Annotated in this window: 17 protein-coding genes; 5 read left to right on the top strand and 12 right to left on the bottom strand. The window is 72.2% G+C overall.

From position 1 onward, the window contains the following. Window positions 1-78: 78 nt before the first annotated feature. From prcA to arc, 7 genes are all read right to left on the bottom strand, one after another. Complete coding sequence (gene prcA / locus O7600_RS02445) at window positions 79-912, bottom strand: proteasome subunit alpha (protein ID WP_281592068.1); 834 nt, start codon at window positions 910-912, stop codon at window positions 79-81. A gap of 55 nt (window positions 913-967) precedes the next feature. Then, a complete protein-coding gene (gene prcB / locus O7600_RS02440) occupies window positions 968-1,807 on the bottom strand; it encodes a proteasome subunit beta (RefSeq protein WP_172967792.1) in 840 nt (279 codons plus the stop codon). Continuing rightward, a complete protein-coding gene (locus O7600_RS02435) occupies window positions 1,726-2,208 on the bottom strand; it encodes an endonuclease VII domain-containing protein (RefSeq protein ID WP_281592067.1) in 483 nt (160 codons plus the stop codon). The genes prcB and O7600_RS02435 overlap by 82 nt, the downstream gene beginning before the upstream one ends. A 191-nt stretch (window positions 2,209-2,399) precedes the next feature. Then, window positions 2,400-2,606 carry a ubiquitin-like protein Pup gene (locus O7600_RS02430; protein ID WP_073836803.1) on the bottom strand — a complete coding sequence of 69 codons (207 nt, stop codon included), beginning with the start codon at window positions 2,604-2,606 and terminating at the stop codon, window positions 2,400-2,402. Window positions 2,607-2,713: 107 nt separating this feature from the next. Continuing rightward, entirely contained in the window at window positions 2,714-4,231 is a 1,518-nt protein-coding gene (gene dop, locus O7600_RS02425; protein ID WP_091575175.1) for a depupylase/deamidase Dop, read from the bottom strand. 168 nt (window positions 4,232-4,399) lie between these two features. Beyond that, a complete protein-coding gene (locus tag O7600_RS02420) occupies window positions 4,400-5,161 on the bottom strand; it encodes a hypothetical protein (RefSeq protein WP_281592066.1) in 762 nt (253 codons plus the stop codon). 92 nt (window positions 5,162-5,253) lie between these two features. After that, complete coding sequence (arc, locus tag O7600_RS02415) at window positions 5,254-7,035, bottom strand: proteasome ATPase (RefSeq protein ID WP_281592065.1); 1,782 nt, start codon at window positions 7,033-7,035, stop codon at window positions 5,254-5,256. 177 nt (window positions 7,036-7,212) lie between these two features. On the opposite strand from arc, the gene O7600_RS02410 reads away from it, so the two are divergent. After that, entirely contained in the window at window positions 7,213-7,506 is a 294-nt protein-coding gene (locus O7600_RS02410; protein WP_013286103.1) for a ferredoxin, read from the top strand. A gap of 54 nt (window positions 7,507-7,560) precedes the next feature. Here the strand turns inward: O7600_RS02410 and O7600_RS02405 are convergent, their stop codons facing one another. The 3 genes from O7600_RS02405 to O7600_RS02395 form a co-directional block, all read right to left on the bottom strand. Then, window positions 7,561-8,133, bottom strand: a complete 573-nt coding sequence (locus O7600_RS02405; protein ID WP_091575184.1) for a hypothetical protein — start codon at window positions 8,131-8,133, stop codon at window positions 7,561-7,563. A gap of 191 nt (window positions 8,134-8,324) precedes the next feature. Further along, entirely contained in the window at window positions 8,325-9,269 is a 945-nt protein-coding gene (locus O7600_RS02400) for a tRNA (adenine-N1)-methyltransferase (RefSeq protein ID WP_091575186.1), read from the bottom strand. Beyond that, the gene (locus O7600_RS02395; RefSeq protein ID WP_281594055.1) at window positions 9,266-10,324 is read right to left on the bottom strand and encodes a site-2 protease family protein; all 1,059 of its coding nucleotides are present in this window, start codon (window positions 10,322-10,324) and stop codon (window positions 9,266-9,268) included. The genes O7600_RS02400 and O7600_RS02395 overlap by 4 nt, the downstream gene beginning before the upstream one ends. Before the next feature lie 165 nt (window positions 10,325-10,489). Here O7600_RS02395 and O7600_RS02390 point away from each other — a divergent pair, with 165 nt between their 5' ends. The 4 genes from O7600_RS02390 to O7600_RS02375 all read left to right on the top strand — a co-directional run bounded on the left by O7600_RS02390 (window position 10,490) and on the right by O7600_RS02375 (window position 15,938). After that, the gene (locus tag O7600_RS02390; protein WP_281592064.1) at window positions 10,490-11,407 is read left to right on the top strand and encodes a PD-(D/E)XK nuclease family protein; all 918 of its coding nucleotides are present in this window, start codon (window positions 10,490-10,492) and stop codon (window positions 11,405-11,407) included. Between the two features lie 274 nt (window positions 11,408-11,681). Beyond that, window positions 11,682-12,365 (top strand): response regulator transcription factor, encoded by a 684-nt coding sequence (locus O7600_RS02385; protein ID WP_281592063.1) that lies wholly within the window; start codon window positions 11,682-11,684, stop codon window positions 12,363-12,365. A 256-nt stretch (window positions 12,366-12,621) separates the two neighbouring features. Next, on the top strand, window positions 12,622-13,389 hold the full coding sequence (locus O7600_RS02380; protein WP_091575196.1) for an ABC transporter ATP-binding protein: 768 nt from the start codon (window positions 12,622-12,624) through the stop codon (window positions 13,387-13,389). After that, window positions 13,389-15,938 (top strand): ABC transporter permease, encoded by a 2,550-nt coding sequence (locus O7600_RS02375; RefSeq protein ID WP_281592062.1) that lies wholly within the window; start codon window positions 13,389-13,391, stop codon window positions 15,936-15,938. The genes O7600_RS02380 and O7600_RS02375 overlap by 1 nt, the downstream gene beginning before the upstream one ends. A gap of 52 nt (window positions 15,939-15,990) precedes the next feature. On the opposite strand, the gene O7600_RS02370 is transcribed toward O7600_RS02375, so the two are convergent. Together O7600_RS02370 and O7600_RS02365 are read right to left on the bottom strand one after the other, a co-directional pair. Further along, on the bottom strand, window positions 15,991-16,629 hold the full coding sequence (locus tag O7600_RS02370) for an HAD family phosphatase (RefSeq protein ID WP_281594054.1): 639 nt from the start codon (window positions 16,627-16,629) through the stop codon (window positions 15,991-15,993). 113 nt (window positions 16,630-16,742) lie between these two features. Next, complete coding sequence (locus O7600_RS02365; RefSeq protein ID WP_281594053.1) at window positions 16,743-17,567, bottom strand: neutral zinc metallopeptidase; 825 nt, start codon at window positions 17,565-17,567, stop codon at window positions 16,743-16,745. Window positions 17,568-17,569 lie beyond the last annotated feature (2 nt).

The raw sequence follows: 17,569 nt of genomic DNA, 5'->3' as shown, positions 1-17,569 counted from the left end.
CGCAGATCGGGGAGATGGCGGCTCCGCACGCGAAGGACCCCGCCACCTCGGCGAGCTGGCGGGGTCCGCAAGCGCACGTCACTCGGCGGGCTTGTCCTCCGCGTTGCCCTCCAGATCGGCCGAACCCGCCGACGTGGTCGGCTTCTTCGCCTCCTCCGTCGGCACCGTCGGCGTCTTCGCCCGGCCCGGCGCCGGGGGGACGTCCCCCTCCGCCTCGCCGTCCAGCAGTGCGGTCAGCGCCGCGCCGGTCACCCGCCGGAACGTACGCCCCACCCGGCGCCGGTCGAGGACCGCCACCTCGAGCTGGTTCGCGGCGATGGTGCGGGCCGCCCCGCCCTCGCCGCCGACGCTGCTCAGCGCCTTCATGGCGGCGCGGACCGCCTCGGACAGCGTCATCTCCGGCCGGTGCTCGTTCTTCAGCACCCCGGTGATCGCCTCGGCCTGACCGCCCATCGCCATCCGGCCCGGCTCGTCGTTCACCGAGCCGTCGTAGGTCACCCGGTAGAGGGAGTCGTCGTCCGGCGTGGCGCCCACCTCGGCCACGCAGATCTCCACCTCGAACGGCTTCGACTGCTCGGTGAAGATCGCGCCCAACGTCTGCGCGTACGCGTTGGCCAACGCCAGGCCGGTCACGTCCCGACGGTCGTAGCTCAGTCCGTTGAGGTCGGCCATCCGCACGCCCGCGCGCCGCAGGTTCTCGAACTCGTTGTACCGGCCCACGGCGGCGAAGCCGATCCGGTCGTAGATCTCGCTGACCTTGTGCAACGTGCTGGACAGGTTCTCGGCGACGAAGAGCACCCCGCCGTCGTAGCTCAGGACCACCGCGCTGCGGCCCCGGGCGATGCCCTTGCGGGCCAGCTCGGAACGGTCGCGCATGATCTGCTCGGGCGAGGCGTAGAACTGCATGGCCACGGCGGCGGTTCTCCTTCTTGCGGGACTGCTGACTCGATGGACGGTGGAAGCGGCGTCAGCCGCCGGGGTTCTCCATCCGGCCGGACACCACGCCCTCCGCGATCGTCGCCGTCTCGGCGTCGGTGAGCCGGTGGGTGCCGTCGGCCGTCGCGGTCATCACGACCGGGTAGATCCGCCGGGTCAGGTCGGGACCGCCGGTGGCGGTGTCGTCGTCCGCCGCGTCGTAGAGCGCCTCGACGGCCAGTCGGGTCGCGTCGTCGATCGACAGGCCCGCCCGGAAGCGCTTCTTCAGCGCGGACTTGGCGAACAGCGAGCCGGAGCCGATCGCGTCGTAGCCGGTCTCCTCGTAGGGGCCGCCGGTCACGTCGAAGCTGAAGATCCGGCCGGCCCGCGCCGGGTCGCTCGCGGCCAGGTCGAAGCCGGCGAAGAGCGGCACCACGGCCAGGCCCTGCATCGCCGCGCCCAGGTTGCCGCGGATCATCGAGGCCAGCCGGTTGGCCTTGCCGTCAAGCGAGAGCATCGCGCCCTCGATCTTCTCGTAGTGCTCCAGCTCCACCTGGAACAGTCGCATCAGCTCGATGCCGATGCCGGCGGTGCCGGCGATGCCGACGAGCGAGTACGCGTCGGCCGGGTGCACCTTCTCGATGTCGCGCTGGGCGATCAGGTTGCCCATCGTGGCGCGCCGGTCGCCGGCCATGACCACGCCGCCGGCGGCCGCGATCGCCACGATGGTGGTCGCGTGCGGCGCCATGTCGGCGGCCATGCCGGGCGGCAACGGCCGACGACCGGGCAGCATCTCCGGGGCGACCTTGCTCAGGAACGTTGTGAAGGAGGACGTCCCCGCGTTGGTGAACACATCTGGAAGACGCCCGGATGGATCAAAACCCGCTGCCACGTGGTTCCTCTCAGGTACGTGATCGCCCTGGCCAGGCTGTCGGGACTGTCCCGGAACTGGCCAAGACCACCGTTGCAGTTGAAGCAGAGTATCCCGCGCACCCATCCGGTGCGATGATCGTGGTCCAGATGTTCCGGATCGGGGCGCCGGCAGATCGCGCACACACCGCCCTGCTCGGCCAGGAGCTCCTGGAACTCCTTCTCGCCGACCCCGTAGCGGCGACGCAGGTGGTACTCGCGGTTGCCGCCGTAGAGCCGCTGCTTGCTCTCGTTACCGCGGGCGATGTGGCACGGCTTGCAGTAGCTGTGCCGACCGCTGGCGTTCGTCGTTCGCGGGAAATCGTCGACGGGCTTGATCTGCTCGCAGTCGGGGCACCACTTGAGGCCATCCGCTACCGGCACGGCAGCCCTTCGCTGCGGCGCGATGCCACGCTTCCGGCGACTCGCCTCTGAGCGAGCAGCGGCACACGTCCTGCAGTAGAAGGCCAGCCCGTCCGGGCGCCGCCGGTTACGGTGAAACGCCGACGCCGGCAGCGAGCGGCCACACTGGGGGCAGAGCCTGTCCGAAGCCTCCGGCAAATCGGACATAAGCCTCACTGGCCCCCTTTTTGCACATATCCTCTCACGAACTCCTCGGCGTTCTCCTCCAGGACGGAGTCGATCTCGTCGAGCAGGTCGTCGACGTCCTCGGTGATCTCGGCGTGCCGCTCGGCCACCTCGGGGTTGGCCTGTGCGGTGACCTCCTCGACCTCCTCGTGGGACTTGCCGGACTGGGTCTGACCACCCTCTTGCGTCGCCATGGTGGTGCCTCCTCCACGATCGCCTGCGATCAACTTACCTCGCGGGAGCGACGAAAGGCCCGTCGCGCGCCGGGTTCCGGCACTCGACGGGCCTTCCGGCATCCGGGTCACCCGCCGGTGAGCATCTCCAGCAGGTCCTTGGCGCTCTCGCAGCGGTCGAAGAGCTGCCCGACGTGCGCGCGGGTGCCCCGCTCGGGCTCCATCATCGGCACCCGGACCAGCGACTCGCGGCCCACGTCGAAGATGACCGAGTCCCAGCTCGCGGCCACCACCTCGGAGGCGTACTGCGCCAGGCAGCGGCCCCGGAAGTAGGCCCGGGTGTCCTCCGGCGGCTCGGTCATCGCGGTGCGGGTCTGCTCGTCGGTCAGCAGCGTCTTCATCGAGCCGCGCTGGACCAGCCGGTGGTAGAGCCCCTTCTCCGGACGCACGTCGGAATACTGCAGGTCGACCAGTTGCAGCTTGTGCGAGCCCCAGGCGAGCTTCTCCCGCTCCCGGTAGCCCTCCAGCACGCGCAGCTTGGCCACCCAGTCCAGCTCGTCGGCGCACTCGAACGCGTCGCGGCCGAGCCGGTCCAGCACGCTCTCCCAGCGGTCGAGCACGTCGGCCGTCTGCGCGTCGACGTCCTGGCCGTAGCGGTCGTCCACGAAGGAACGGACCCGCTCCAGGTAGGCCCACTGCACGTCCAGCGCGGTGAGCCGGCGTCCGTCCCGCAGCCGCATCAGGTGCTTCAGCGACGGGTCGTGGCTGACCGCGCGCAGCTCCCCGACCGGGTCGGCGATGCCCAGGTCCGCGCCGAGCGCCTTCTCCTCGATCATGGCGAGGATCAGCGACGTGGTGCCGACCTTGAGGAACGTGGAGATCTCGGAGAGGTTGGCGTCGCCGATGATGACGTGCAGCCGGCGGTACTTGTCGGCGTCGGCGTGCGGCTCGTCGCGGGTGTTGATGATCGGCCGCTTGAGCGTGGTCTCCAGCCCGACCTCGACCTCGAAGAAGTCGGCGCGCTGGGAGATCTGGAAGCCGCTCTGGCCGCCGTCCTGGCCGATGCCGACACGGCCCGCGCCGCAGACGATCTGCCGGGTGACGAAGAACGGCGTCAGGTACGCCACGATGTCGGCGAACGGCGTCTGCCGGCGCATCAGGTAGTTCTCGTGCGCGCCGTAGCTGGCGCCCTTGTTGTCGGTGTTGTTCTTGTACAGGTGGATGGGGTGGGTGCCCGGGATGGTGGCCGCCCGGCGGGCCGCCTCGGCCATCACCCGCTCCCCCGCCTTGTCCCACCGCACCACGTCGAGGGGGGTGGTCACCTCGGGGGTGGAGTATTCCGGGTGGGCGTGGTCGACGTAGAGCCGCGCTCCGTTGGTGAGTATGACGTTGGCCAGGCCGAGGTCCTCGTCGGCGAGCGCCTCGGCCGGGTCGTAGGCCGCCCCGGAGTAGGTGAAGCCGCGGGCGTCGCGCAGCGGCGACTCCTCCTCGTAGTCCCAGCGGGCCCGCCCGCCCCGGTTGAGTTCCGGTCGGGCCCCGTACGCGTTGACCACCTGCGAGGAGGTGACCATCGGGTTGGCTCCGGCCTGGCCGGGCACGGAGATGCCGTACTCGACCTCGGTGCCCATGATCCGTCTGACGCTCATCGACCTGCCCGCTCCGCTCGCCGTCCCGGTCCCCGTCACGTCGAGCGTAGTCGGCACTTCGACGGTAGGTGGCGCGCCGGGCCCCGGCGGGCGTCGTTCGACGGTCCTCGACGGCGGCCGGAGCGGTGCGGTGCGGACCGTCCGGCCGTCGCCGTGGTGGACCGACGGTCAGAAGAAGCGGTACGCCTCGGCGGCGGCGGCCTCGGTCTGCGACGCGGGCGGCGCGGTGATGTCGACCGGCTCGCCGAAGCTGTGCATCTTCATCTCGTTGTCGATCTTCCCGGCCGCGGTGTCGAACGTGTAGGTGAGCAGGGTGAGCCGACCCTCGCCGTCCAGGGTGGCCTCGAACGGCACCGTCTTCGTCTTGAGCACCTTGAACGCGTTGCGCAGGGTGGCCTTCTCGGCGTCGCTGGAGGCCGCCGCGATGGCCTTCTCCGGGTCGGCGACGCCGGTGTAGCGGCCGTCGCCGGCCGGTTCGGCGGAGACGACACCGCCGAGGATGCCGGCCTGTGCCCGGACGTCGAGGCCCTGCGCCAACTGCCCGTCGGGGCGGAGCCGGCTGCGGTCGAGCTTCATCCAGGGTTTGCCGTCGGACTCGTCCTGCTTGACGTAGACGGCGTCGGTGGTGACGACCATGCTGACCGGCTCGGGCGTGCGCATGTCTAGCGTCATCGCGCCCGTGGCGGGTTCGACGGCCGACCGCATGGTGACGGTCTGGTTGCCCGCCTTGATGGTGACGTCCATCTTGAGGGTCTTCTCCAGGCTCCGCTGGAAGCCCTGGCGGATCGCGGCGGGCGCGTCGGCGGTGGTGGTGGGCGCGGAGGCGGACGCCGAGGTGGTGGGCGCGGAGGCGGTGTCGGTGGTGGTGCCGCAGGCGGTGAGCAGGGCGGTCAGGCAGCCGAGCAGGGCCGGGGCGAGTGATCTACGCACGGGCAGACCCTAGCGGGCGCGGCCCGGTTTCGTGGCCCCGCCGAGGACCGACCGGGGCGGCGCCTGCGCGGCGCCGCCCCGGTGGGCCCAGGTCAGAGGTACTGACCGGTGTTGCTGGCGGTTTCGATGGACCGGCCGGCCTCGGCGCCCTTGCCGCCGGAGACGAGCGTGCGGATGTAGACGATCCGCTCGCCCTTCTTGCCGGAGATGCGGGCCCAGTCGTCGGGGTTGGTGGTGTTGGGCAGGTCCTCGTTCTCCCGGAACTCGTCGACGCAGGCGTCGAGCAGGTGCTGCAGCCGCAGCCCCTTGCGCCCGGAGGTGAGGAACTCCTTGATGGCCATCTTCTTGCCCCGGTCGACGATGTTCTGGATCATCGCGCCGGAGTTGAAGTCCTTGAAGTAGAGGACTTCCTTGTCGCCGTTGGCGTAGGTGACCTCGAGGAAGCGGTTCTCCTCGGTCTCGGAGTACATCCGCAGGACCACCGCGTCGATCATGGCAGCCACCGTGGCCTGCGGGTCGCTGCCGTGTTCGGCCAGGTCGTCGGCGTGCAGCGGCAGGCCGGCGAGGATGTACTTGGAGAAGATGTCCTTGGCCGCCTCGGCGTCCGGACGCTCGATCTTGATCTTCACGTCGAGTCGGCCGGGGCGCAGGATCGCCGGGTCGATCATGTCTTCCCGGTTGGAGGCGCCGATGACGATGACGTTCTCCAGGCCCTCCACGCCGTCGATCTCGCTGAGCAGCTGCGGGACGATGGTGTTCTCGACGTCGGAGGAGACGCCGGAACCGCGGGTGCGGAAGACGGAGTCCATCTCGTCGAAGAACACGATCACCGGCGTGCCCTCGCCGGCCTTCTCCCGTGCCCGCTGGAAGATCAGCCGGATGTGCCGCTCGGTCTCGCCGACGTACTTGTTGAGCAGCTCGGGGCCCTTGATGTTGAGGAAGAAGCTGGTGTGCCGCTCCTTGCCCTCCCGCTCGGCGATCTTCTTGGCCAGCGAGTTGGCCACCGCCTTGGCGATCAGCGTCTTGCCGCAGCCGGGCGGGCCGTAGAGCAGGATGCCCTTCGGCGGCCGGAGCTGGTGCTCGCGGAACAGGTCGGCGTGCAGGAAGGGCAGCTCCACCGCGTCGCGGATCTGCTCGATCTGCGCCTGGAGGCCACCGATGTCCTCGTAGTTGACGTCGGGCACCTCCTCCAGGACCAGTTCCTCGACCTCGCTCTTGGGAATCCGCTCGTACGCGTACGCCGAGCGGGGTTCGATCATGAGCGAGTCGCCGGCCCGGATCGCGCTGCCGATCAGGGTCTCGGCGAGGTGGACGATGCGCTCCTCGTCCGAGTGGGAGACCACCAGCGCCCGGTCACCCGGAGCGCCGTCGGGACCCGCCAGGATCTCCTTGAGCATCACCACCTCGCCGACCCGCTCGTAGCCGAACGCGTCGACGATGTTGAGGGCGTCGTTGAGCAGGACCTCCTGGCCCCGGCGCAGCTCGTCGACCTCCAGCGAGGGCGAGACGGCCACCCGGAGCTTGCGCCCGCCGGTGAACACGTCCACCGTGCCGTCGTCGTGCTTGGCCAGGAAGACGCCGTAGCCACTGGGCGGCTGGGCGAGACGGTCGATCTCCTCCTTGAGCGTCACGATCTGCGCGCGAGCCTCCTTGAGGGTGCCCACGAGCCGTTCGTTGTTCTCGGTCAGCCGCGCCAACTGCGCCTGGGTGGCCGCCAGCCGCTCTTCGAGCTGCCGGACGTGTCGGGGGCTTTCGGTCAACTTGCGCCGCACCAGAGCGAGCTCCTCTTGCAGGAACGCGACCTGCGTGGAGAGATCGTGGGCTTCCTTTTCCCACCGTGCGGCGCGCGAGTCCGCGTCGTCGCTGCGTGCCACGTCCCACCTCCCCGGGGGGCTTGAACGTTCTGACCTAACACTAGCCGCTATGAGCCCGATTCGGTCCTCCGCAACGCGCTCGTCACCGAAGCTTGATCGCCAAGGGCTGGTCGCGGGGCGGGTACGGGCGTTCGGGTACCGTCGGAGTGTGGGACGGGAGAACATGGGGGGTGCTTCGTGACCGACGTCGCGACCGACCAGTTGCAGGTCTGGGTGGATCAGGACCTCTGCACCGGCGACGGGCTCTGCGTGCAGTACGCGCCGGAGGTCTTCGAGTTCGACGTCGACGGCCTGGCGTACGTCAAGGGCCCGGACGGCGAGCTGCGGCAGGCCCCGGGCGCCCGGGTGGACGTGCCGGAGCACCTGCGCCTCGAGGTGATCGACTCGGCGAAGGAGTGCCCGGGCGAGTGCATCCACGTGGTGCGCGGCAGCGACGGCGTCGAGGTGGCCGGCCCGGAGGCCGAGGACTGACCAGTGACGGACACGACGGGCCGGGGACGACGTCCCCGGCCCGTCGTGCGTCCGTCAGAGCAGGGGCCGGCCGACCACCGAGGCGACCAGCCGGGCGAACTCCTCCAGCCGGGCGATCTGCCCGGCGCCGCCGTCGTCGAGGGTCTTGCCGAAGCGCAACGCGTCGTGCCGGGGCGTGCCCGCCACCTCGTCGCTGGGCGGCGCCTCGTCCAGCGAGCTGAGCAGCAGGTAGACGTCGATGCTGTCGATCCGGACGGTGCCGTCGTCGGTCCGGGTGAGCCGGCGCCGGCAGCCGACCTCGGTGACGGTGGAGACCGGCACCACGCGCAGCGAGGAGGTCATCGCGCCGGGTGGCCCCTCCCCCGGCGGGACGTCCTCGCCGTGCCAGAGCACCAGCCGGCTGCCGTCGCAGACGACGACCTCCTGCCACACCCCGTTCACCTCGTTGACGAAGCGTTCCAGGGTGAAGCCGAGGACGGAGGCGCCGCGCAGCACCCCGCCGAGCGCCTCCAGGGCGATGTCGGGGTCCCGCAGGTAGGCGCGGGCCGCCGACTCCAGGTCGGTGTAGGGCGACCAGTCGGGGAAGACGGCGGGCAGGTCACCGTTGCCGTAGCCGGGGTTGCTCACGCCACCTCCCGTCGGCCCGAACCGCCGTCACCGCCCGTGCGCCGCCGTCGGCTCCGGTGACCGGGACGGGCGCGCCGCCCGCCGCGCGCTCCGATCCGCTCGCTCATGCCCACCGTCTCCACCCACCTCGGTGTCGTCGTCCCCACGGGCACACATGATCCGCCCGCCCGCCGCCGTGCGCGCGGCGGGGGTCAGGACTGCTCCGGTTCCTCCGCCGCGCGGGCCGCCGCCGCCGCGCGCAGGGCGTCCCGGCGCTGCGCGTACGCCTCGGCGCCCTTGCTGGGCTTGCGCCGGCGCGGCGGCGCGGTCACCCCGGGGGCGAGCTTGCGCGCGGACACCAGGAACGCGGTGTGCGCGATCATCCGGTGGTCCGGTCGCACCGCCAGCCCCTCGGCGTGCCAGTCGCGCACCAGCGACTCCCAGGCCCGCGGCTCGGTCCAGCCGCCGCGCTCGCGCAACGCCTCGACCAGCTCGGACAGCTGTGGGGTGGTGGCCACGTAGCCGATCAGCACGCCGCCGGGGACGAGTGAGCGCTCGACCATGTCGAGCATCTCCCACGGGGTGAGCATGTCGAGGATGATCCGGTCGAACCCGGTCTCGGTGCTGTCGGCGACGTCGCCCACGTGCAGCCGCCAGGCCGGGTGCGGGCCGTTGAAGAACGCCTCGACGTTGCGCCGGGCGATCTGGGCGAAGTCGTCGCGCAGCTCGAACGAGTGCAGCTCGCCCTCGGTGCCGACGGCCCGCAGCAGCGAGCAGGACAGCGCGCCCGAGCCGGCGCCGGCCTCCAGCACCTTGGCGCCGGGGAAGATGTCGCCCATCGCGACGATCTGCGCCGAGTCCTTCGGGTAGATCACCTGGGCGCCGCGCGGCATGGAGAGCACGTAGTCCGACAGCAGGGGCCGCAGCGCGAGGAAGGCGGTGCCGCCGCCGGCGGTGGTGACCACGCTGCCGTCGGGCAGGCCGATCAGCGTGTCGTGCTTGAGGATCCCCCGGTGGGTGTGGAACTCCTTGCCGGGCTCCAGCGTCACGGTGTGCATCCGGCCCTTGGGGTCGGTCAGCTGGACCCGGTCGCCGGGCCGGAACGGCCCCCGGTGGACGGGCGGCAGGGCCGGGACGGTGGAGGTCTCTGCGGTCACGTGTTCGTCTTCCGTTTGGGTTCGAGGAGCTGGGCGAGGTCCGCGATGTGCAGCACGCCGACCACATCTTCGCCTGCCGTCACGACGTACTGCGCGCCCGGGTGGGTGCGGACGGTCTCCAGCACCCGCTCGCCGTCCGCGTCGACCGGCAGGGTGGGCAGGGCGGTCAGGGCGCGGGCCACCTCGTCCACCGCGAGCCACGGCCGCCGTTCCGGGGGTACGGCGGCGACGCGGGCCGGGTCGACCAGCGACACGGTACGGCCGGCGGAGTCGACCACGCTGAGCGCCGCGTCCGGTGTGCCCGTCTCGTCGCGGCGGCGTTGCGCCTCGGCCAGCGGGGTGCCGGTGGGCACCGGCAGCAGTGGCCGGGCCAGCCGGGCCAGGTCGACCAGGTGCAGCCGGCGGCCGATGCGGGCCAGCCGGATGGACTGCCCGGCGCCCCGCCACAGCGTCACCGCGACCAGCAGCAGCAGCGGAAGGGCCAGTGGGGCGAGCGCCCGGCGCAGGGTGAGCAGCACCACCAGGGCGAGGGTGGCTGCCGCCACGGCCCGGCCGACCCAGCCGGCCACCTCGGTGCCGCGGTGCCGGTCCCGGGTGAGCGCCCAGACCGCGGCGCGCAGCGCCCGTCCGCCGTCCAGCGGTAGCCCGGGCAGGCTGTTGAAGATCGCCACCACGACGTTGCTGACGGCGAGCTGGAACGCGAGCTGGTGGCCGAGGGTGCCGGTGGGCAGCGCCAGGGTGGCGGCGACCGCCGCGGCGCCGAGCACGGCCGAGACGGCCGGCCCGGCCAGCGAGATGAGCAGCTCCACCCGGGGGTTGGGGGCGTCCCGGTCCATCTCGGTGTAGCCGCCGAGCAGTTCGAGGGTGATCCCGCGCACACCGATGCCGTGGCGGCGGGCGGTCAGCGCGTGGCCCAGCTCGTGCAGCAGCACCGAGCCGAGCAGCGAGACGACGAACCCGAGGCCGACCAGGTAGCCGGCGAGGTGACCGAGGTCGAGCTGGCGCCGGGCCAGCGCCGCGTAGAGCACCGTGACCACCACGGTCAGCAGCAGCATCGAGGCGTCGACGCGCAGCGGCACCCCGAGGACCCGGCCGAGGCTCAGCCCGGGCCGACGCGGTCGTCGGGTGCGTTCCTCCACCCCGGCGATGCTACGCGGCGCCGATCATGGCCCGGTGCGGCGACGACCGACCTGTCACACGGGTGGCCTAACCTTCCGGGCATGACGGCGGAACCGGTGATCGACGCGCAGGGCGACCAGACGGCGGCACGGGTGCCGGTCACGGTGCGGGCGTCGCTGTCGCCGTCCCGGGCGGCCGACTTCAAGACCTGCCCGCTGCTCTACCGGTTCCGCAGCATCGACCGGCTGCCCGAGCGGCCGACGGTCGAGCAGGCCCGGGGCACGCTGGTGCACGCCGTGCTGGAGCGGCTGTTCGACCTGCCGGCCCCGGCGCGCACCCCGGAGTCGGCGGGCGACCTGGTCGCCCCGCAGTGGGACCGCCTGGTCACCGAGGAGCCGGAGCTGGCGACGCTGTTCGCCGACGGCGACGCGGCGGCCGCGCAGGAGTTCCTGCGTTCGGCGGCGGCGCTGCTGGAGGGCTATTTCGCGGTGGAGGACCCGCAGCGGCTGGAGCCCGCCGAGCGGGAGGCGCTGATCTCCGCGGTGGTCGATGACGAGCTGCTGATCCGGGGCTATCTCGACCGGCTCGACGTGGCCCCGGACGGCGCGCTGCGGGTGGTCGACTACAAGACCGGCGGCGCGCCGCGCGAGGCGTTCGAGGCGCGGGCGCTGTTCCAGCTGAAGTTCTACGCCCTGGTGCTGTGGCGCACCCGGGGCGTGGTGCCGCGGGTGCTGCGCCTGCTCTACCTCAAGGACGCCGAGGTGTGCGACTACGCCCCGGACGCCGAGGAGCTGGTGCGCTTCGAGCGCACCGTGGTGGCGTTGTGGCGGGCGATCGAGCAGGCCACCGCGCGGCAGGACTTCCGGCCCCGGCCGAGCCGGCTCTGCGACTGGTGCAGCCACCAGTCGCTCTGCCCGAGCTTCGGCGGCACGCCGCCGCCGTTCCCGGTGGCGAGCGCCGCGCCCGACCCGCTGGTGGACGCCCGCTCCCGCCCGGCCTCCCCCGGCGCCGACGAGTGATCCTTCTCCCTCCCGCGCAGGAGAGCGGGTTCGGGTCCGGCGCCGGGCCGACCTGACGCTCGGGCACGACCGACCGGCTGCCGGCCCGCCGGGCGCGCGCCGCGCCGCTCACCGCCGTCGTGACGTAGGCGTGGGGCCGCGTGCGCGAGCACGTCGCCCTCTACGGTGGGTCCTGCGGACCGGCCGGCGCCGGGCGGCGGCTTCCGGGCGTGCGCGCGGAACCCGGCCGGCGCGGTCCCCGCCTGACCACCACCGGGCACGACGAGGGGGACCCATGACCGACGGCGCCGCGCCCCGACCGGTCCGGGTCCTGCTCGCCGACGACCAGCCGTTGCTGCGCACCGGGTTCCGGATGGTGCTGGGCGTCGAGGACGACCTGGACATCGTGGGTGAGGCAGGCGACGGCGTGGAGGCGGTGGAGCTGGCCCGGCGGCTGCTGCCCGACGTGGTGCTGATGGACATCCGGATGCCCCGGATGGACGGGGTCGCCGCCACCCGGGCGATCGTGGACGCCCGGCTGCCGGTGCGGGTGCTCGTGCTCACCACGTTCGAGCTGGACGAGTACGTGGTCGGGGCGCTGCGCGCCGGGGCGAGCGGCTTCCTGGCCAAGGACGTGCCGGCCGAGGACCTGGTGACCGCGATCCGCACGGTGGCGGCCGGGGAGGCGGTGGTGGCGCCGCGGATCCTGCGCCGGCTGCTGGACCGGTTCGCCGACGTGCTGCCGGACCCGGTGACCGCCCCGCCCCGGGTGCTGGACCCGCTGACCGAGCGGGAGCGGGAGGTGCTGATCCAGGTGGCGCGTGGGCTGTCGAACGCCGAGATCGCCCGGGAGCTGTCGGTCAGCGAGACCACGGTGAAGACGCACGTCGGGCACGTGCTGACCAAGCTGCGGCTGCGGGACCGGGTGCAGGCGGTGGTGCTGGCCTACGAGACGGGGCTGGTACGGCCGGGGAAATAGGTGGCGGCCCTCACGTACCGTGACCAACGGCGGCGACGCGGGGTTGACCATGACGCGACGTGAGGTTCTACCGTCGGCGCCGCCGGCCGGTCAGGGATCACCCTGAGCCGGCCTGGGGGGCGACCCCCACCGGAAATTCGGCACGGATTCCGCCCGGGGTCGGACGGTTCCGCCGCCGGTGGCACCGAGGATGGAACTGCCGCACCGACCAGCGGGGGCGGTGCGGATCAGCAGCCAGACGGAAGAGGTAGATGACGTGACCGCGACGGTAGGCCGGCAAGCGCAGGCCGCGGCCCGGGCGAACGACGTGTGGAAGGTGTACGGCAGCGGTGAGGCGCAGGTCATCGCGCTGCGGGGGGTGAGCGCCGAGTTCGAACGCGGCCGGTTCACCGCGATCATGGGGCCGTCCGGTTCCGGCAAGTCGACGCTGATGCACTGCCTCGCCGGTCTGGACTCGGTGACCCGGGGCACCGTGATGATCGGTGACACCACCGTGACCGGGCTCAACGACTCGGGCCTGACGAAGCTGCGCCGGGACAAGGTCGGCTTCATCTTCCAGCAGTTCAACCTGCTGCCCACGCTCACCGCACAGGAGAACATCCTGCTGCCGCTGTCGATCGCCGGGCGCAAGGCCGACCCGGCCTGGTACGACACGGTGATCGACACGGTCGGGCTGCGGGAGCGGCTCGGGCACCGCCCGGCGCAGCTCTCCGGCGGTCAGCAGCAGCGGGTGGCGTGCGCCCGGGCCCTGGTCGCCCGCCCCGACGTGATCTTCGCGGACGAGCCGACCGGCAACCTGGACTCCCGCTCCGGCGCCGAGGTGCTCAACTTCCTGCGCAACTCGGTGCGCGAGCACGGCCAGACCATCGTCATGGTCACCCACGACCCGACCGCCGCCGCGTACGCCGACCGGGTGGTCTTCCTCGCCGACGGCCAGATCGTCTCGGAGCTGATCGAGCCGACCGCCGACACGGTGCTGGACACCATGAAGAAGCTGGACGCTCCGGTCGAGGTGGGCAACTGATGTTGCGGGCAACGCTGAAGAGCCTGCTGGCGCGCAAGCTGCGCCTGCTGCTGTCCGGCCTGGCGGTGGTGCTCGGCGTCATGTTCGTCTCGGGCGCGTTCGTGCTCACCGACACCCTCGGCCGGTCCTTCGACGCGGTCTTCGCCGACGCGTACGCCGAGGTCGACGTGAACGTCGCGGCGAAGCCGAAGGTGGAGCTGTCCGAGACCGAGGGCGAGCAGGTGGCCGCCCCGGTGCCGGCGTCGCTGGTCGAGCGGGTGAAGGCGGTGCCCGGCGCGGCGGACGTGCAGGGCGTGGTCGCCGCCGACGGCGCCCGTCTGATCGGCGCCAACGGCAAGGTGGTCACCTCGTTCGGCCCGCCGCAGCTCGGGGAGAACTGGCTCGGCGAGAGCGACCTGGTGAAGCTGCGCGAGGGCCGGGAGCCGCGCGCGGACGACGAGATCGTGGTCAACGCCGCGCTGGCCAAGGCCGCCAACGTGACGGTCGGCGACCGGGTCGGCGTGCTGACCCTGGCGCCGAAGAAGGAGTTCACGCTGGTCGGCGTGTTCGGCTACAGCGGCGGCCGGGACTCCGTGGGCGGCGCGAACGAGGTCGCCTTCACCACCCCGGTGGCGCAGCAGCTGATGCTCGGCAAGCCGGACGTGTTCAGCAACATCAGCGCGCGGGCCGCCGACGGCACCACCCCGGAGGCGCTGCGCGACGAGGTGTCCCGCGCGGTGGGGACCGGCTACGACGTGAAGACCGGTGAGCAGCTCGCCGACGACGCGTCGGCCGGGCTGAAGGAGGGGCTGTCCTTCTTCAACAAGATCCTGCTCGGCTTCGCCGCGGTGGCGTTGCTGGTCGGCACGTTCCTGATCCTCAACACCTTCTCGATCATCGTGGCCCAGCGCACCCGTGAGCTGGCCCTGATGCGGGCCATCGGCGCCAGCGGCCGGCAGGTCATCGGCTCGGTGGTGCTGGAGGCGGTCGCGGTCGGCCTGATCGCCTCGGTGCTCGGGCTGGCCGCCGGCATCGGGGTGGGCGCGCTGCTGGCGTACCTGTTCGGCAAGCTCGCCGGCGGTCTGAGCCTGGCCGGGCTGGGCGTGCCGCCGGCGGCGGTGATCGGCGCGTTCGCGGTCGGTCTGGTGATCACGGTGGTCGCGGCGCTGCTGCCGGCGCTGCGCGCCGCGCGCATCCCGCCGATCGCGGCGATGCAGGACGTGGCCACGCCGGACCGGCCGCTGACCAAGGTGACCGTCGGCGGCGCGGTGGTCACCACGATCGGGGCGGTGCTGCTCTTCCTCGGTCTCAGCGGCAACGCCGGCGACAACACGCTCGCGACCATCCTCGGTGGGGTGCTCTTCGCGTTCATCGGGGTGGCGCTGCTGACGCCGGTGATCAGCCGGCCGGTGGTCTCGCTGCTCGGCGCGATCTTCTCCTGGTCGGTACCGGGCAAGCTGGGCCGGCTCAACTCGGGTCGTAACCCCCGCCGGACGGCGATCACCGCCGCCGCGCTGATGGTGGGCATCGCGCTCGTGACCGGGGTGACGGTGATCCTCGACTCGGCCAAGGGCAGCATCAGCGCGCTGGCCGAGGACACGATCAAGGCCGAGCTGGTGATCTCCGGATCCGCGTCCGGGCCCCGCCCGCCGAGCTTCGACCCGGCGGTGCTGGACAAGACCGCCGCGATCCCCGGCGTGCAGCTGGTCGACGGCGAGTACGGCGACATGGCCACGGTCGGCGGCAAGCGGACCTGGGTGGCGGCGTCGAGCAACGTGGCGGCGTTGGAGCGGATCTTCGGGGCGAAGGCCACCGCCGGTGACATCAGCCGGCTGGCCCCCGACCAGATGCTGCTCAGCTCCGACACCGCCAAGGCCCGCAACCTGTCGGTCGGCTCGACCGTGCCGGTGCAGCTGTCCCGCGGCGAGGCCCGCACCTACACGGTCAGCGGCATCTACGAGAGCTCCCAGCTGACCAACCCGGTGGTGCTGCCGCCGCAGGCGGCCGCCGACTTCGCCATCCCGCAGCCCATCCAGGGCTTCGTGCAGCTCGCCCCGGGCACGTCGGTCGGCGCGGTGCAGCCGCAGGTCGAGCGGCTGCTGGCGGACAGTCCCGAGGTGTCGGTGGCGGACCGGGCCGCGTTCATCAAGCAGCAGACCAGTCAGCTGGACACGCCGCTGCGGATGATCCAGATCCTGTTGGCGCTGGCCATCGTGATCGCGGTGCTGGGCATCATCAACACGCTCGCCCTGTCGGTGCTGGAGCGGACCCGGGAGTTGGGTCTGCTGCGGGCGATCGGCCTGCGCCGGGCGCAGACCATGCGGATGATCACCGTCGAGGCGGTGGTGATCTCGATCTTCGGCGCGCTGCTCGGCGTCGTGGTCGGCACCGGCCTCGGCGCGGCGGTGGTCCGGGCGCTCAAGGACGAGGGCATCACCGACCTGGTCCTGCCCTGGGGTCAGATGGTGACGTTCCTGGTGCTGGCCGCGATCATCGGCGTGGTGGCGGCGGTGCTGCCGGCGATCCGCGCCGCGCGGATCAACGTGCTCGGCGCCATCGCCCACGACTGAGGTGCAAGGAAGGGGCCCTTCTTATCGCCTGAGCGATAGGAAGGGCCCCTTCCTAACGGTTGAGCAGGGCCGCGAGCAGTTCCAGGTCCGCCGCGGTCAGGCTCTCCACCTGGTGCACGCCGTCGGTCGCCGGCAGCGGCACCTCGGCCGGCACGGCGAGTACGGCGGCCCCGGCGGCGAGCGCGCTCGCCACGCCGGTCGGCGAGTCCTCGATCGCCACGCACCGCTCGATCGGCACGTCGAGCAGCCGCGCGGCGGTCAGGTAGGGCTCCGGGTGCGGCTTGGGATCGCCCACCTCGTCGCCGCAGACCACCGCGTCGAAGCTGTCCCGGCCCAGCGTGTCCAGGGCGACCTCGACCAGGGGCCGCCCGCTGGAGGTGACCAGCGCGGTGGGGATCCCGGCGGTCCGGACCGCCCGCAGCAGCGCGAGCGCGCCGGGCCGCCACCGCAACCCGGTGCGGAACAGGTCGAGGATGCGCGCGCTGATCCAGTCGGCGCTGGCCTGCGGGTCCCGCTCCGGTTGGCCCAGGTCGTCGTGCACGATCCGCATGGCGTCGGCCATCCCGGTGCCGACGATGGCGCGGCGGGCCGCGTCGGACAACGTGCCGCCGTAGACGGCGGCCAGTTCCTGCAACGCGACGTCCCACAGCTTCTCGCTGTCGACCAGGGTGCCGTCCATGTCGAAGAGCACGGCGGCGGGGCGTGGGCTGTTCAGCGGGGCCTCCTTCGGTACGCGTACCCGCCGATCCTGCCAGCCCACCCGGGCCCGGCCGGCGCCGTCCCCGATCGGGGTGACCTGCGGCATCAACCGAGGTCGCACGCCTTCAGCGAATTCTCGTAGCCGCTGAAGAACTTCTCGCTGCGCTGCTCGGCGGTGCCGTGCGCGCCCTCGGCGAACCAGGGCTGGTCGGGGTCGTCGCCGACGGCGAGCAACCCCTCCCGGAACTCGTCCAGGTCACCGTCGGCCAGGGTCAGCGCCCCGGAGCGCACGCTGTCGCCGAGGTACGCCCCGGCCATGCAGTCGGCCTGCAGCTCCTGCTGGATGGTGAAGTCGTAGCGGATGCCGAGGCGGACCTGCACCCCGTGGGCGTACTCGTGGCCGAGCAGGTAGAACAGGAACGCGTCGCCGATCTCCCGGAACGCCGAGACGGACCAGTTCACGTCGTAGGCGATGAAGTCGCCGGCCGAGCAGTAGACCGCGTTGTTGCGGGGCAGTGCCTGCCCGCCGCAGGACACCTCGCCGGCCCGGCTGTAGGGCACCACCCGCCGGATCGGCCGGAACCGCTCCCCGGAGGCGCGGAACTGCGCCGTCCAGTACTTCTCGGCCAGTGCGACGGCGTCCTCGAAGTCCTGCTTGAACTCGGCGACGCTGGTGGTGCCGTCGGCCCGGGTGGTCCGCGCTTCCGGCTCCGACCGGCTGCTCTCGCGCGGGGCGGGCTGCTGCGGCTCACCCTGGTCGAGCCCGCCGCCCATGCAGCCGGCGGCCACCACCGCGGCCACCACCAGCCCGGCGAGCGGCCCGAGCCGCCGACGTCGCGTACTGTCCCCCACGGTTGACCTCCCGGCTGTCGAACCCGTGCTCCGCTGCTGTACCCCCGGCCGACGCCGGTGATGCCCACCGGCTCTCACGT

The organism is Micromonospora sp. WMMA1998 (genome assembly GCF_027497375.1).
Lineage (GTDB): Bacteria > Actinomycetota > Actinomycetes > Mycobacteriales > Micromonosporaceae > Micromonospora > Micromonospora sediminicola.
Note: the sequence above shows the minus strand (reverse complement) of the source record. Positions and strands in the feature narration are given on the sequence as shown.

Bases quoted from the DNA above. Each gene is read 5' to 3' on its own strand.
- O7600_RS02430 (WP_073836803.1), bottom strand. From the start codon at position 2,606: ATGGCGACGCAAGAGGGTGGTCAGACCCAGTCCGGCAAGTCCCACGAG.
- dop (WP_091575175.1), bottom strand. From the start codon at position 4,231: ATGAGCGTCAGACGGATCATGGGCACCGAGGTCGAGTACGGCATCTCC.
- O7600_RS02395 (WP_281594055.1), bottom strand. From the start codon at position 10,324: ATGCTGCTGCTGACCGTGGTGGTCACGGTGCTCTACGCGGCGCTGGCC.
- O7600_RS02390 (WP_281592064.1), top strand. From the start codon at position 10,490: ATGACGGCGGAACCGGTGATCGACGCGCAGGGCGACCAGACGGCGGCA.
- O7600_RS02385 (WP_281592063.1), top strand. From the start codon at position 11,682: ATGACCGACGGCGCCGCGCCCCGACCGGTCCGGGTCCTGCTCGCCGAC.
- O7600_RS02375 (WP_281592062.1), top strand. From the start codon at position 13,389: ATGTTGCGGGCAACGCTGAAGAGCCTGCTGGCGCGCAAGCTGCGCCTG.